Origin of the sequence: Pseudoalteromonas sp. S3260 (genome assembly GCF_005886925.1) — a bacterium.
Classification (GTDB): Bacteria; Pseudomonadota; Gammaproteobacteria; order Enterobacterales; family Alteromonadaceae; genus Pseudoalteromonas; species Pseudoalteromonas tetraodonis.
The window spans coordinates 12,510-27,227 of record NZ_PNCV01000044.1; the positions used below are offsets into that span (position 1 = coordinate 12,510).

The following is a 14,718-nucleotide window of genomic DNA, read 5'->3' on the forward strand; positions in this document are numbered from 1 at the left end:
GTGAAAATTACCGATACTAGCGTCAAACGCCCCGTTTTTGCGATTGTTATTAACTTACTGTTACTCACATTTGGCTTAGTTGCTTTTAGCATGTTGCCTTTGCGAGAGTATCCAGATATTGAAACACCGATTGTAAATATTAGTACTGAATATACCGGTGCATCTGCTGAAATTATTGAAACAAAAATAACCCAAGTTATCGAAAACCGTATTTCGGGGATTGAGGGTATTAAAAGTATTAACTCATCGAGTCGTAATGGCCGCTCAAACATTACCATTGAGTTTAGTATTAACCGCGACATAGACGATGCCTCTAACGATGTACGTGAACGTGTTGCACGGGCATTAGACAGCCTACCAGAGCAAGTACGCCCTCCTGAAGTATCAAAATCAAATAGTGACGAAAGCCCTATCGCGTGGTTTGTACTTAACAGTGAAACCATGGATTCATTGCAGCTTTCTGATTATGCACAGCGTTTTATTGTCGACCGTTTGGCCGTTGTTGATGGTGTATCAAATGTGCGTATTGGGGGAGAGCGAAAGTATGCTATGAAAGTATGGCTTAACCGCCAAGCGATGGCAGCTCGTGGCATTACCTCTAGTGATATAGAGCAAACACTGCGTAGTGAAAATGTAGAACTTCCGGCCGGTGAAATTGAATCGGTAGACCGTGATTTTACTGTGCGCACTGCACGCAGCTATAAAAACCAACGTGATTTTCAAAACCTTGTCATTAAGCGAGGTGAAGATGGTTATTTAGTACGTCTAGGCGAAGTGGCTGACGTAAAATTAGAAGCCGCCGATGATGAAAGTTTATTCCGAGGAAATGGCCGTAATATGATTGGTATGGGTATTGTTAAACAAGCCAAAGCAAATACCCTTACAGTAGTTGATAACGCCCGCAGTGAACTGGAAAAAATAAAACGTAATTTACCTGAAGGCACTACTATAGAAGACAGTTACGACTCTTCAGTATTTATCAAAGAATCAATTAATGAGGTTTATAAAACTTTAGCAATTTCTATGGGGTTAGTCGTGCTTATTATCTTTATATTTTTAGGTAATATTCGCGCCACTCTTATTCCTGCGGTCACCGTACCGGTCGCCTTAGTCGGTAGTTTTATGTTTTTATTAGCAATGGGTTATTCAATTAACTTATTAACTCTACTGGCACTAGTATTAGCAATAGGCTTAGTGGTCGATGATGCCATTGTAATGCTAGAGAATATTCACCGCCGTATTGAACTTGGTGAACCGCCTTTATTGGCAGCTTATCGCGGCGCACGTGAGGTGGGCTTTGCAATTATAGCCACCACCTTAGTGCTTATATCCGTGTTTGTACCATTAGTGTTTATGGAAGGACGAATTGGCGCACTATTTACAGAGTTTGCTATGGCGGTAAGTGCTGCCGTGTTTTTCTCCAGCATTACTGCATTAACACTCTCTCCGGCGCTGTGTTCAAAAGTGTTAAAGGCCTCTGAAAAAGAAAGTAAGTTTAGCCAAGTTATGGACCGTTTTTTTACTAAATTAGAAAATGGATACCGTAACGCTTTAGCGTCAAACATGACCCGTAAATGGGGCTTAATGCTGAGCTTAGTTTTGGCTGGGTTTGTTAGTTATTCATTATTTTTACAAATACCCTCTGAACTTACCCCTAAAGAAGATCGTGGCACCTTCTTTGTGCTTATGAATGGCCCTGAAGGGGCAAGTTATGAAAATAATGCCGCCAATATGGCAAAAATTGAAGAGCGCTTGATGCCTTATTCTGAATCTGGCGAACTAAGTCGAGTGCTTGTTCGAGTCCCAGGTTGGGGTGGCAGTGGCGGCGTGGCTATTGTTGGCATGGCTGATTGGGATAAGCGCAAACGCTCAACATGGGAAGTCATGGATGAAATAAGCGGCAAAATGCAAGAGGTCACCGACGTCCGTGCATTTGCTATTATGCGCCGTGGTATTGGCGGTGGTGGTTCATCTCGCCCTATTGAATTTGTTTTGCAAGGTAATGATTATGCTCAGCTAGCTGATTGGCGCGATAGAATTATTAAACGTGCAGAGAAAAACCCTGGGTTAGTGCGCATTGATCATGATTATAAAGAAACCTTCCCACAATTTTTAGTCAGTATTGATAAAAATAAAGCCGCTGATTTAGGCGTATCAGTCTCGGATGTGGGACGTACACTTGAAACCATGCTTGGCCAACGCCGTGTAACCACTTTTATTGACCGCGGTGAAGAATATGATGTAATTTTAAAGGGAACTAAAGAAGACTTTGCAAACCCTACTGATATTTCAAATATTTACCTTAAATCTCGCAGCAATGAATTGGTGCCACTCGACAGCCTTATTAGCTTAAAAGAAGAAGCCACCGCCTCGCGTTTAAACCGCTATAACCGAATGCGTGCAATTACTTTAAGTGCCAACCTCGCTGATGGTTACACGCTAGAACAAGCTCTAAACTTTTTAAACAAGGTTGCCACAGAGGAAAACGACATTGATGGTGCCATTGACTATAAAGGTGAGTCGCAATTGTTTTATGAAGGAGCCTCAGCCATGACCTATGTGTTTGTGCTGGCATTAACCGTGACCTTTTTAGTACTGGCAGCTCAGTTTGAAAGTTTTATGCATCCATTTGTTATTATGTTAACTGTGCCACTTGGTTTAATGGGTGCCATGTTTGGGCTGTGGAGTATGGGGTTAACGCTTAATATATACAGCCAAATAGGTATTGTTATGCTCATAGGGTTAAGTGCTAAAAACGGTATTCTGATTGTTGAATTTACAAACCAGTTACGTGATAAAGGCGTAGAATTTAGTGAAGCCATTTTACAAGCGGCTACACAGCGTTTGCGCCCTATTATTATGACTTCCCTAACAACGGTTATGAGTGCCGTACCTTTGGTGTTGGCTTCCGGTCCAGGCTCGGAAAGTAGAATGGTAATTGGTGTGGTAGTATTTACTGGCGTAACGGTTGCAACCATACTAACTCTGTTTGTGGTGCCAGCCGCTTATTACGCACTAGCGCGAAACACACAATCACCTGAGTTTTTACAACAAAAACTTGATAAGCAAGCCGCTGAAAAACCGCTTAAAGAGATCTAAGTCACTTAGAGCGTCGTAACTAGCTGTTACGGCGCTTTATTCAGTGCACATATCCCTAACAATTGAGGAAGTACTTATGAGTTCGACCACACAGGTAGCAACACTAGGCGGCGGCTGTTTTTGGTGTATTGACGCAGCATTTAGGCGTGTTAGAGGGGTGCTCAGTGTTTGTTCTGGTTACACGGGCGGGCACACTGATAACCCAACCTACAAAGCCATTTGCACAGGCAACAGCGGACATGCCGAAGTGGTTAAGGTTGAATTTGATTCTAGTGTGATAAGCTTTGAAACCTTACTCGCAATGTTTTTTACCTTGCATGATGCCACCCAGTTAAATCGCCAAGGTAACGATATAGGTACTCAATACCGCAGCGTTGTGTATTACCATGATCAGCAACAACAATTGCAAACACAGGCCGTTATTGCAGAGCTGCAAAGTCATGTTAGCGAACCTATAGTCACTGAGGTGAGCCCAGCAACCACTTTTTACCCCGCAGAGCACTACCATCAGGACTATTTCAATGAAAATCCTGAGCAGGGCTATTGCAGTATTTTAATTGCACCCAAATTACATAAGTTTGAAACCGAATTTAGCGAGTTTTTATCGGAATAACACATTAAAAAGCCCGATTTAAATTCGGGCATTTATTATATGTGCTAATTCAGTAATTAAAACTCATAGCTTATACCAGCAAACAAGCGACGTTCTGGTGTATTATAGTAATACGCTTGAGCTGTTGTAGAACTTAGATGTGAATCAACGGCGTTGTACTGTTTATCGAACAGGTTTTCTACGCGAAGCGATACTTCAATATTTTGATTAACTTGATAATTACCCGCTAAATTCCATAGTGTGTAAGAGCCTAAGTGGGTTTGTGCACCTTGACGATCGCTGCGATACTGCATATCGATACGCGCATCAAAGTCACCAAACTGTTTTTTAAGCTCCCAATTAAATGTACGCTTAGCAACATTACGCAACTCTGCGCCTGTTTCTTTGTTCTGCGCACTTAAATATGCAAAATTAAGGTGACTATCAAAACCAAAAACCTGCTGAGAAAGACTAAATTCAACCCCTTCAAAGCGAGCCTCGTCAATATTAGCTAATGCAAAGTTTGCATCATAATCAATTTTATCCTCAATGTCGTTTCTAAAAATAGCGACATCAACTTGCGCAATATCAAAGTCTACATTTAAGCCAAGCTCACGGTTAACGGACTTTTCTGGTTGTAAATTAGGGTTACCAAAATCAGGGTAATATAAATCGTTAAAGGTAGGCGCTTTAAACCCTGTGCTCTGGCTTAAACGGAATGTTGCATTACTCGATAAATGATATCCCGCTGCCGCGGTATACGTTGTTTCATCACCAAACTGTTCATCATCATCTTGGCGAACAGTTAGATTAGCAAGTACCTTATCTGTATCGTAATAGGCACCTACAAATACTGCAAGCACGTCACGACTATCTTCAATAAATACTTGAGAGCTGCGCGACACATCGTCTTTATACCAGTTAATACCGCCACTAATATTTAAAGTATCATCTAAACGATATTGGCCATTGTAATCAATTTGAGTACGCTGAGTTATAAACGTACTTGTGACTGGCAGACCAGTGGAAAAATTAACATAAGTGTTATCTGAGTCATCAGTTACAAGTGCAATATCAACACCGTGAGACTGATTTTTATAGTTTTTATTCCAACCAGCAGACAATTGATAATTTTCAAAGTCATTGCGTTCAATCGTGCTATCGGCAGGACTAAAGCGACTATCGTAATCAGCAAAGCCTTCGCTGTATTGACCTAATAACTTAAAATCACCGTACTGTGCATCATTATAATTTACTTTAAAACCGAGGTTTTTGTTCTCATAACCATCTTCATCTGGCGCTACACCTTGCAATACATCAAAACCATCTGTTTTTTCAAAACCTGCATTAAATGCACTCCTCATATCGCCTGACTTTACAGAGCCTGCCATTTGATAATCTTGGTAAGCGTCTGAACCTAATGTTGCACTAACAGAAAGGTTATCTGACTCACGCGTAATAATGTTAATAACACCAGCAAGTGCATCAGAGCCATAAACAGCAGCGCGTGAGCCTTTAATAATTTCGATACGCTCAATACTATTTAAAGGCACATTACTCAATGCTTTTTGACCAAGCGTTGCAGAGCCAGTACGAACACCATCAATTAAAATTAGCGTATCACCCGATCCCGTACCGCGCAGTGAAACACCGGCATTTTGACCAAAACCGCCATTAGGGTTTACTTGAAAACCAACTTGTGAGCTTAATAAGGTTGGTAAATCGCGAACATTACTGGCTTCAATATCACTGCGGTTTATAACATTTACGCTCGCTAATACATCATTTATAGGTTGTTCAAATTTATTCGCAGTAACGGTTATTTTTTCAATGGTTTGTTCTGCAGCAGATACAGAAATAGAGAGTGCAGCCGAAATTGCCACACCCAATGCAGTTTTATTTAACATCATGTCCCCTATCTTTGCCCACCGCAAAGATGTTAGTAAGTAAGATTAAATCAAGGCCGGTCTCCGGACTCAGTTACCATAATTTAATACAGCATAACTTTACCGTTGCGGGGGCAGTGTTGGGATTGACTTCATCAATGAAAACGCACCAACTTCCCGATTATCCTACCAAAAAAATCACACCATTGAAGTGTTTAGCAAGCACCTTGAAAATAGGCTGCTATTGTTATCTGTTTACTAAAAAAAGTCAATGGACGTCTAAACATCTAAAAACCCAAAGATTCAGGGTTCGGGGTTCGATAATTATCATAGATCCAAAAATAAAAAACCAAACAATATAACGTGTTTGGCTAAATACATGTTGCTTTGAGCTCAGCGCCTATAGTGCCGAGCTCGAGGCAATAAATTAATCGCGGAAGTTTTTAAACTGAAATGGTTGACCTAAATCAGCAGTGCGTACAACTTGCATAGCCGCTTGTAAGTCATCACGCTTTTTACCTGTTACGCGAACTTCTTCACCTTGAATGGCCGCTTGTACTTTTACTTTAGAGTCTTTGATGGCTTTTACTACTTTTTTAGCCATGTCTTTTTCGATACCCTGTTTAAGTGCAACGTTACGAAAAACATTTTTGCCCGCACGAGAAATATCTTGTAGCTCTAAGCTTGCAACATCCATCCCACGTTTAGAGATTTTACTCGCTAAAATATCAAATAACTGCATTACCTGAGCATCTGCTTCAGCTTTTAATTTAATTGTTTTATCGTTTAGCTCTATTGATGCATCAACGCCTCTAAAATCAAATCGCGTTTCTAGTTCACGGTTGGCGTTATCAACCGCATTTTTTGCTTCGTTCATTTCTACTTCAGATACAATATCAAATGAAGGCATAGCGTTCTCCTAACTATCTAATCTTAATTTTATGCCGCAATTATAACGTTAAAATGATAAATCTTTACATTTTTCTGCATTTTGTTCAGGTGCGATACTAAATTAGTTTGATATACTGAGGCTTCTTTTTTATACGATTTTAGGAATTTTCGTGACAAGGCGTGTTTACCAAGCAATTTTTTTAATTAGTATTGTTGCGTTTACCTTCTTATTTGCTAAAGAGGTAAAGGGCGCGGCAAACTTATTTCCGCATGTTGATAAAGTAGCGCATTTTGGTATCTTCTTTTTACTTGCCATTATTATGGATAAAGCGTTTAAACTCCCATTATATGCACAAATACTATTACTCGCTGGTTACGGTGCAGCAATAGAAATCATGCAAGATAGCCTTCCTTACAGACAAGCATCACTGGCCGATTTTGTTGCCGATTTTATTGGTGCAGCGAGCTACTTTTTAGCTAAAGCCCTGTTAACACTGCGTAAAAAGAAGCATTATGGCTAACATACTTGTTGTAGGTGATGGCGCTATTGGCTTGTTATTTAGCCATTTTTTGGCCAAGCATCACGCTATATATATACTTACTCGAAAAGGCACAGTTAATACTCGCTTTTACAGCCACAGTAACGCTGCGTCTGAAAAAATTAACGCCACTTTTATCTCACAAGAGCAGTTATCTCAAACTCCTGAATTTGATATTGTTTTATTCACGGTAAAAGCGTTTGCAGTGCAACAAGCCTATGCTCAAGTAAAACCTTATCTAGGCAATAATACCCATATTATACTGAGTCATAATGGCATGGGTAATGTTGAACAATTAAATGAGCAGCTAACAAAGCAGCAGTCGTTGTACTTTTTAACCACCAGCATGGCTGGATTTAAGTCAAACCCTAATATTGTGCAACATACCGGAAACGGGCAAAGTGTATTAGGGGGCTGTAATCAACTAGCTATTCAAAATATTCAACAGCTTAGTGCGCAATTACACACTATTCCGCAGTTAATTGTCAGTAACAATATTGAACAACTACGGTTTGAAAAGCTACTGGTTAATATTGCAATAAATCCATTAACCGCTCACCACAATATAAAAAATGGTCAGTTACGTGCACCGCAGTACAGTAGTGCAATTATTAATTTATTAGCTGAGGCGTGCCACATTGCAACCGCGCTAAAACTCAATATTAAGCTTATAGATGCCATAGAGCGGGCTTACAAAGTAATGAGTTTAACTGCCGAAAATTACTCTTCGATGCATCAAGACGTTTTGCATAATAGGCAAACTGAGATCATGGCAATTTGTGGCTATATAAGTGAGCAAGGAAAACTGCACCATATTGCAACACCTTATAACGATGCCTTACTTGTTGAAATTTTAGCAAAAAAAAGCGCGGATTAAATCCGCGCATCTATTATGCCTCAAGGACGATAAACTTTAACCCTTGTAAAACCTGCTTCATGGAGGATAAGCGCCTGTAATTGGCTCATAACCCCTCTTTGACAGTATAAATAATAATCCTTGTCTTTTGGTAAATCGCCAAACTTTGTTGCTAAGCGGAAAAACGGTAAGTGGATAACGTCAATACCGTCAATTTCAAGCGGTGCCGCATCTTCTTCTTCAGGCGAGCGAATATCAACAACCACGGCACCTTCAGGTAGTTGTGTTACCGATTCTGCTTCTTTAAGCTCTTGCTTAGCTTCAACATCGATATCGCGCACATCCATAACACGGGCGTTATCGATTACGGTATCTAAAACATCAAAATCAAATTTCTCTTCTTCTGCTTTAATTACTTCAATTTTTGCCTTAACCGTCGGCTTTTTAGAGATCACACCACAGTATTCAGGCATCGTCTCTGCCATTTCTGCAGTGCCTATTTGGCGCGCTATATTGATGATTTCTTGCTTATCATGTTGGATAAGTGGGCGTAAAATCAGCGTCTCGGTTACGCGGTCAATCACACTTAAGTTAGCTAAGGTTTGACTAGACACCTGACCTATACTTTCACCCGTAACCAATGCTTGAATATTTAGTTTTTCAGCAACGGCACTACCCGCTCGCATCATCATACGTTTAAGGACAACGCCCATTTGGCTGTTCTCAACGTTTTCTAAGATTTCAGCAACCACTGGCTCAAAATCAACAGTAATAAACTTAACTTTGTGAGTAGAACTATATTGTTTCCATAGATAGTAACTCGCTTGTTTAACCCCAATTTCATGAGCAGCGCCACCTAAATTAAAGAATAAAAAGTGCGTGCGAGCACCTTTACGGATCATTTGATAACTGGCAACGCCAGAATCAAACCCACCAGACATAAGCGATAATACATCGTCTTGTGTTGGCAGTGGAAAGCCCGCCATTCCTAAATGCGTTTGCGTTACTATGTAGGCTTTTTCGTCTTTAATTTCTAAACGAATCGTTACTTCTGGGCGACTTAGCTTTACTCGAGCCCCTTCAACATGTTGATTAAGCCCGCCACCAACGTAACGCTCTAGCTCAGTTGAAGTAAAATCATGTTGACCTATGCGCTTAGCACGGACACAAAAGGTTTTACCAATAATAGTGTGACCAACTAGCTCAATAGTTTTTTGATAAATGTCATCAATCGTTTTAAAGTCTGTTTCAGTCACTTCAATAAACTGCACGATGCCAGGAATACGTTGTAAGCTGTCTATAAAATCAAGGCGAGTTTGATCATCTTCAAGTTTTGTTACAACTGAAATGTTATCCCAGTTATTACGTACCTGTACTTTTTCGTCAACACGGCGCAATACAATTTTAATGTTATTTTCTAACACTTTAGTAAAGCGTTTACGGACTGAACGGCTTTTAATGGCTATTTCAGGGTGAAGTTTGACGATAAATTTAAGCATAGTTTAACTCTTAGACTGCGGGAATTCGCGCACCCAGGTATTGGGCGCGGCGGATTATAGCAAAAAATTTAGCGCCTAGGAACTAACCAACTTAACGGGCTTAAGGATTCTGGGGAGCAGCATTTGCTAAAAGTGCGTACTTGTCTCTTAACTGATTAATTTTATTTGCGCTTTTTTCGGTGCTGTAGGCTTTAAATAAAGTCAGTACTTTTACAATACCAGGGTAAATATCTTGCTCAACCAGCACACCACTAAGCCTTCTTGCTTTCATATAGGGTGTCCAAAAGCTGACCGTTAATTTTAACGTATGAGCAAGTTCGATAGCATCTTGTTCATCAATGGCAATAATTTCGCTGTCGCGTAAAGCCAAAATGATGTTACGCACCTGCTCAAGTAACTCCTGTTGAAAATCAATGTAACCCTGTTTTAAATGACTATCGCGAGCGAGAATATCGCCAAGGTTGTCGTAAAAAAAATGATAACGCCACATCAATTCAAATAGCGAATCTAAATAAGGACCTAGGTGTTCAAAAGCATCGTCGCCTTGATCGACCGGCTTAAAATGAGTACTTAAATGGTCACGATAAAGTGCAAATATATGGCGAATAATGTCTTCTTTATTTTTAAAGTGGTAGTACAGATTACCCGGACTCATACCTAAACTCGATGCGATATGATTAGTAGATATTGCTCTTTCACCATGTTCATTAAACAATGAAATACTAGTTTGAATTATTTTATCCTTGGTATTCATATACTCATTACTCAATTTTCGAAAATACGATGCTGCATTAAAATAATCCGCCTAGTATAAACAAATCATTGCATTTGTAACACTGCGCAGCTGCAGTTATATACAATTTACTCACAAGGCTGCTTTGCACACTAAACACTGCTACACTACGGCTAAAAATAATAACACAGTAAATATTATGAAAGTGACCGCAATCTACCCAGGCACATTTGACCCTCTTACCAACGGCCACACTGATTTAATTCAGCGTGCGGCTAAAATGTTTGATACCGTTATTGTGGCTATTGCTCATAACCCAAGTAAAAAACCGTGTTTTACTTTAGAAGAGCGCGTTGATTTAGCAAATGAGATTTTAAGCCATTTAGATAATGTAAAAGTCATTGGCTTTTCAGGGCTACTCGCCGATTTAGCCCGTGACCATAATGCTAATGTACTGATCAGAGGCATAAGAGCGGTTTCTGATTTTGATTACGAGTTTCAGCTCGCGAATATGAACCGCCGTTTAAACCCTGATTTAGAAAGCGTATTTTTAACGCCCGCCGAGCGCAATACTTTTATATCATCAACACTAGTAAAAGAAGTAGCACGCCATAACGGGGATGTGAGTGAGTTTGTTGACACCATAGTAATGAAGGCGCTGCAATCAAGGCTTGGGAAAACTAAGCATTAAACACAACACCTAGCGTATCGTTACATTACGCTAGGTAGCTTCGCTCTTGCTGGAAACAGAACGCTCTTAAGCCTCACTAAGCCCAAAAAATCTTTATTGATAAATAGTGCCAATGCCATTATAAGATCAAATAGAATAACGCCAAACCCATATGCAGCCCAAAACCACCAATAATCAATGTTTCCTTTAACTTGAACATCATAATGCATCCCCAAAAATAAACAGGTATTAACACCCAACCCCAGAATTAAGTAATAAAAAGCAATAGGTGTATTTTGCAACGTTATTTTTCGCCACAAAAAAAGTATCAAAATAGTTGTGAGATCAAATATGAAATAATCTTTATACGTAGAAGTTTCGAGACTTAAAAATGCACTTAGAAAATAAGATATCATCATTATTAATGAAATATGCAGTAAACTTTTATCTTGTTTATTAATGCTCGAAGAAAGGTTAAATAGAAAAGCGATTAAAAATAACCACAATATAAAATTACCTAAATTCTCGCCAACTTTAACAAGCAGCCATAATAGATCCGTCATTATAGGCTTTTAAACTCAGTGCGTGATCTAAATAAACGACCTTTAAGTTTCATTAGCCCTAAAAAGTCTTTATTGATAAAAATAGCAATAATCATTAGTAAATCAACAACATTAACCCCCATAGAGTACAGGCTCCACAACCACCAAGGATCTGAGTTCCAGTTTATATAAAGATCTATGTAAATAGCATACGTTAAACAAGCATTAATCAATAAGCCACTAACAATATAGTTTTTAGCCACATCGCTTTCAAAGCTTGAAGCTTTTGTTATTATAAAAATAATACAAACTGTAGCGAAATCAAAAAAAATCCAGTTAAGGTAAACGTTTTTGAAAACTAAAAGGAAGTCACCAATAAGGTAAGAAAAGAACATTATTGAAGCTAAATAGACCAGTAATTTATTAGCTGTATTTATACTCGATACAAATGTGTACAACAAAGCCATTAAAAAGCCCCATTGTATAAATGCATCAATATAATCTGCTAAAAATAAGTCTACATAATACATTTATTGGATTTGGTTAAGCTCAGACGTTTTGAATAATGAAATGAGTTTATTTTTAAGGGTGTGTAAGCCAAGAAAGTCACGGTCTACTATTAAAGCGACAATCATAATTAAATCAACTACATTTATCGTAAACGTATAAATATCCCAGAAAATCCAAGGTTCAGTGTTTCCATAAATGTAAATATCCAAATACATAGAAAAAAAGAAGAGTGAATTTATTGATAAACCTGTAGCCAAGTATAAAAATGATGGAGTTGTCTTTTTAATAAAAAAGCAAACGACCGAAAGTGCTACTAGCGTTACTACATCATATATTGCCCAGTCTAGGTACAATGTATTTTTTAAAGAAAGCCATGTAAGAAAATAATCGGAGAGTGTATAAGATATCATCATAACAAATGAACTGAGCAATAGGGTCGTACCTCTTTTAACTTCTAAAGTGTATACAAACACATTAAAGAAAAAAGCCATTAAAAAACCCCACATCACAAAGGCTGATAGGGAGAACAACCCAAAAAACTCAGTTAAAAACATCAAAAACCTTAATTATCACTTTGGTTTAATAGGAACGACAATGCCACCGCCTCGCTGAAGATCCGCGCCACTTGCGGCAGCCATCGCCTCTTGAGAGATACTTACTGTATCAGATTGTAGGGTTTTAGGGCTAGCAGTTTGTTCCATTGCTGGCTTTAATTGTTGCGTTTTATTGTATGCTTGCATTTGTACTTGGCTGTTCGCTGAAATTTGCATGTGATTAATCCTTTTGAGTATTAAATTTTTATTATTGGCGTAAATTTAAATCACACCATCTGGAGCAGTTACTAAATAACTGCTGTAACGTATTGCCTTCGTTGGTTAATTGACTCAACAACACACTACAGAACTATAAGTGCAACCGATATGCCAACTTTAAATTAATAGCATGTTAATTTAAAAATTATTTTATTTTACTCAAAAAAAAACGCATCGGGGTCACCGTGCGTTTTTTATCCTAGGGATTGCTCAAGCCACGTTTTTACAAGGGATCTCCATGCTATTACTTGGCTTTAACATATATTCCATTGCGACTTCATCACAGTTTTCTTTACGTAAACATAACTCACAATCTTTCATGACTTTTTCAGGTAAGCTCTCTTTGTTACAGAAACTAAACCGCTGATTTTCGAAAAAGTCAGGTACACGAGTCAGAACAATGACACGGTTGAGTGCCAACTTTTTAGCTTTCACTAATAAGTGTTCAACCAGTTCTCGTCCCTGCCCCGTTACTGCGCTTTTAGGATCAATGCCTAATGAACGTATTTCAGCTAATCCTGTGTCGTAAATATAAAGTGAAGCACAACCCGATACCTGACCGTCTATCTCGGTTACAGCAAACTCATTAATTGAGTGCACCATATCACTTTTAGCTCGCGGTAAATTTTCGCCGACTGTTGCCCAGTGCTGTACGAGTTTAGCAATTGCTTCTACGTCATCTAAGTTGGCATCACGAACCGTTATTTGCTGTTTTTTTTTCGCGTCTTTCACCGCTTTACTTACTTGCTCTAATGATGTACCGCCAAGCGCTTGGCGTGCTTTAATACAGGCATCAATTTCAAGTACCGGATACACGTCATCTTCAAACACTGGATTTACTGATTTATACTGCTCTAGTGAAAGCTCCTCTAACGTTTTACCTTCACTAATAGCTAATTGTACCAACACCCCAACAATATGATGCCCTTCTCTGAACGGTACACCTTTAGCCACTAAATAATCAGCAAGTTCGGTTGCATTCGCGTGGCCACCTTTTGCCGCTGCAAGGGTTTTATCTGCTTTAACTTTTATACCTTTAATACACGCTTGTGCCATATGAATACAAGCAAGCCATGTTGGCATGGCATCAAAAATGCCTTCTTTGTCTTCTTGCATGTCTTTATTGTAGGCAAGCGGTAGTGCTTTTAGAGTCATCATCATTGCGCTAAACGCACCAAACACCCGGCCAGTTTTACCACGAATTAGCTCTAATGCATCTGGGTTCTTTTTCTGCGGCATCAAAGATGAGCCCGATGTAACATTATCAGCCAGTTCGATAAACCCAGCTTCTCCTGAGTTATAAAAAATTAAGTCTTCAGACATACGCGATAAGTGGATCATAGAGATAGACGCGCAGCTTAATAGCTCAACCACAAAGTCACGATCAGATACACCATCAAGGCTGTTTTTAGTCGCGCCAGTAAATCCTAGCCCTTGTGCAAGTGCATGGCGGTCAATCGGGTATGCAGTGCCTGCAAGAGCGCCACTGCCGAGTGGGCAGTAGTTCATTCTTGCTTGGGCATCCTGTAATCGGCTTTCATCACGCTCTAACATTTCTACATAAGCCATACACCAATGGCTAAATAACACCGGTTGTGCACGTTGTAAGTGGGTATAACCTGGTAATATTGTGCCAAGCTCACGTTCAGCTAAGCCAATAAACTCTGCTTTAAGTTGCGCAATCGCTTTTAAGATATGATCGGCAGTATCGCGACACCATAATCTAAAGTCGGTAGCAACTTGGTCGTTACGGCTTCGGCCTGTGTGTAATTTTTTAGCTAAATCACCCACTTTTTCAATTAGCGCTGCTTCAACATGCGAGTGAATATCCTCAGCACCTGAGGTGGCAACAGCGTGTGGATCTGCTTTTACCTCTTCAAGTAACTCATAAAGTGCCGATACCAGCTTTTTGTGCTCATCACTAGATAACACACTTACTTGTTTAAGTGCACCAGCCCATGCAACAGAGCCAATTATATCTTGCTCTGCTAATTGATAATCGAAGGGAAGTGAATCGTTAAATTGTTTAAACGCTTCATCTGGACCCGTAGAAAAACGCCCGCCCCATAATGCCATGAAATCTCTCCAA

At 39.4% G+C, this 14,718-nt stretch carries 14 protein-coding genes and 1 riboswitch; of the genes, 5 read left to right on the forward strand and 9 right to left on the reverse strand.

The genetic code is table 11. The features are described 5' to 3' along the window. A complete protein-coding gene (locus CWC14_RS09080) occupies nt 1-3,099 on the forward strand; it encodes an efflux RND transporter permease subunit (protein ID WP_138562491.1) in 3,099 nt (1,032 codons plus the stop codon). Nucleotides 3,100-3,175: 76 nt separating this feature from the next. Continuing rightward, nucleotides 3,176-3,712, forward strand: a complete 537-nt coding sequence (gene msrA / locus CWC14_RS09085; RefSeq protein ID WP_076922888.1) for a peptide-methionine (S)-S-oxide reductase MsrA — start codon at nt 3,176-3,178, stop codon at nt 3,710-3,712. Between the two features lie 56 nt (nt 3,713-3,768). On the opposite strand, the gene CWC14_RS09090 is transcribed toward msrA, so the two are convergent. Both CWC14_RS09090 and CWC14_RS09095 read right to left on the reverse strand, forming a co-directional pair. Continuing rightward, nucleotides 3,769-5,598 (reverse strand): TonB-dependent receptor domain-containing protein, encoded by a 1,830-nt coding sequence (locus CWC14_RS09090; RefSeq protein ID WP_138562553.1) that lies wholly within the window; start codon nt 5,596-5,598, stop codon nt 3,769-3,771. A 37-nt stretch (nt 5,599-5,635) separates the two neighbouring features. Then, nucleotides 5,636-5,801: riboswitch (cobalamin riboswitch) on the reverse strand. 203 nt (nt 5,802-6,004) lie between these two features. After that, nucleotides 6,005-6,487: a YajQ family cyclic di-GMP-binding protein gene (locus tag CWC14_RS09095; RefSeq protein ID WP_013464315.1), complete on the reverse strand. Its 483-nt coding sequence runs from the start codon at nt 6,485-6,487 to the stop codon at nt 6,005-6,007. A gap of 151 nt (nt 6,488-6,638) precedes the next feature. Here CWC14_RS09095 and CWC14_RS09100 point away from each other — a divergent pair, with 151 nt between their 5' ends. Continuing rightward, nucleotides 6,639-6,989, forward strand: a complete 351-nt coding sequence (locus tag CWC14_RS09100) for a VanZ family protein (protein WP_008466003.1) — start codon at nt 6,639-6,641, stop codon at nt 6,987-6,989. Further along, the gene (locus CWC14_RS09105; protein WP_138562493.1) at nt 6,982-7,884 is read left to right on the forward strand and encodes a ketopantoate reductase family protein; all 903 of its coding nucleotides are present in this window, start codon (nt 6,982-6,984) and stop codon (nt 7,882-7,884) included. The genes CWC14_RS09100 and CWC14_RS09105 overlap by 8 nt, the downstream gene beginning before the upstream one ends. Nucleotides 7,885-7,904: 20 nt before the next feature. Here the strand turns inward: CWC14_RS09105 and thiI are convergent, their stop codons facing one another. Beyond that, nucleotides 7,905-9,362, reverse strand: coding sequence for a tRNA uracil 4-sulfurtransferase ThiI (thiI, locus tag CWC14_RS09110; protein WP_138562495.1), 1,458 nt, complete (start codon nt 9,360-9,362; stop codon nt 7,905-7,907). A 100-nt stretch (nt 9,363-9,462) separates the two neighbouring features. Continuing rightward, nucleotides 9,463-10,116: a TetR/AcrR family transcriptional regulator gene (locus CWC14_RS09115; protein ID WP_013464311.1), complete on the reverse strand. Its 654-nt coding sequence runs from the start codon at nt 10,114-10,116 to the stop codon at nt 9,463-9,465. 178 nt (nt 10,117-10,294) lie between these two features. On the opposite strand from CWC14_RS09115, the gene coaD reads away from it, so the two are divergent. Then, nucleotides 10,295-10,786, forward strand: coding sequence for a pantetheine-phosphate adenylyltransferase (gene coaD / locus CWC14_RS09120; protein WP_024601870.1), 492 nt, complete (start codon nt 10,295-10,297; stop codon nt 10,784-10,786). 20 nt (nt 10,787-10,806) lie between these two features. Here the strand turns inward: coaD and CWC14_RS09125 are convergent, their stop codons facing one another. The 5 genes from CWC14_RS09125 to argH form a co-directional block, all read right to left on the reverse strand. Next, nucleotides 10,807-11,328 carry a hypothetical protein gene (locus CWC14_RS09125; protein WP_138562497.1) on the reverse strand — a complete coding sequence of 174 codons (522 nt, stop codon included), beginning with the start codon at nt 11,326-11,328 and terminating at the stop codon, nt 10,807-10,809. Beyond that, nucleotides 11,328-11,570, reverse strand: a complete 243-nt coding sequence (locus CWC14_RS19760; RefSeq protein WP_249928731.1) for a hypothetical protein — start codon at nt 11,568-11,570, stop codon at nt 11,328-11,330. The genes CWC14_RS09125 and CWC14_RS19760 overlap by 1 nt, the downstream gene beginning before the upstream one ends. Nucleotides 11,571-11,837: 267 nt before the next feature. After that, a complete protein-coding gene (locus CWC14_RS09135) occupies nt 11,838-12,371 on the reverse strand; it encodes a hypothetical protein (RefSeq protein WP_138562499.1) in 534 nt (177 codons plus the stop codon). A gap of 15 nt (nt 12,372-12,386) precedes the next feature. Continuing rightward, nucleotides 12,387-12,587, reverse strand: a complete 201-nt coding sequence (locus CWC14_RS09140) for a hypothetical protein (RefSeq protein ID WP_138562501.1) — start codon at nt 12,585-12,587, stop codon at nt 12,387-12,389. Between the two features lie 252 nt (nt 12,588-12,839). After that, nucleotides 12,840-14,705 (reverse strand): argininosuccinate lyase, encoded by a 1,866-nt coding sequence (argH, locus tag CWC14_RS09145; RefSeq protein WP_138562503.1) that lies wholly within the window; start codon nt 14,703-14,705, stop codon nt 12,840-12,842. Between the last annotated feature and the right edge of the window lie 13 nt (nt 14,706-14,718).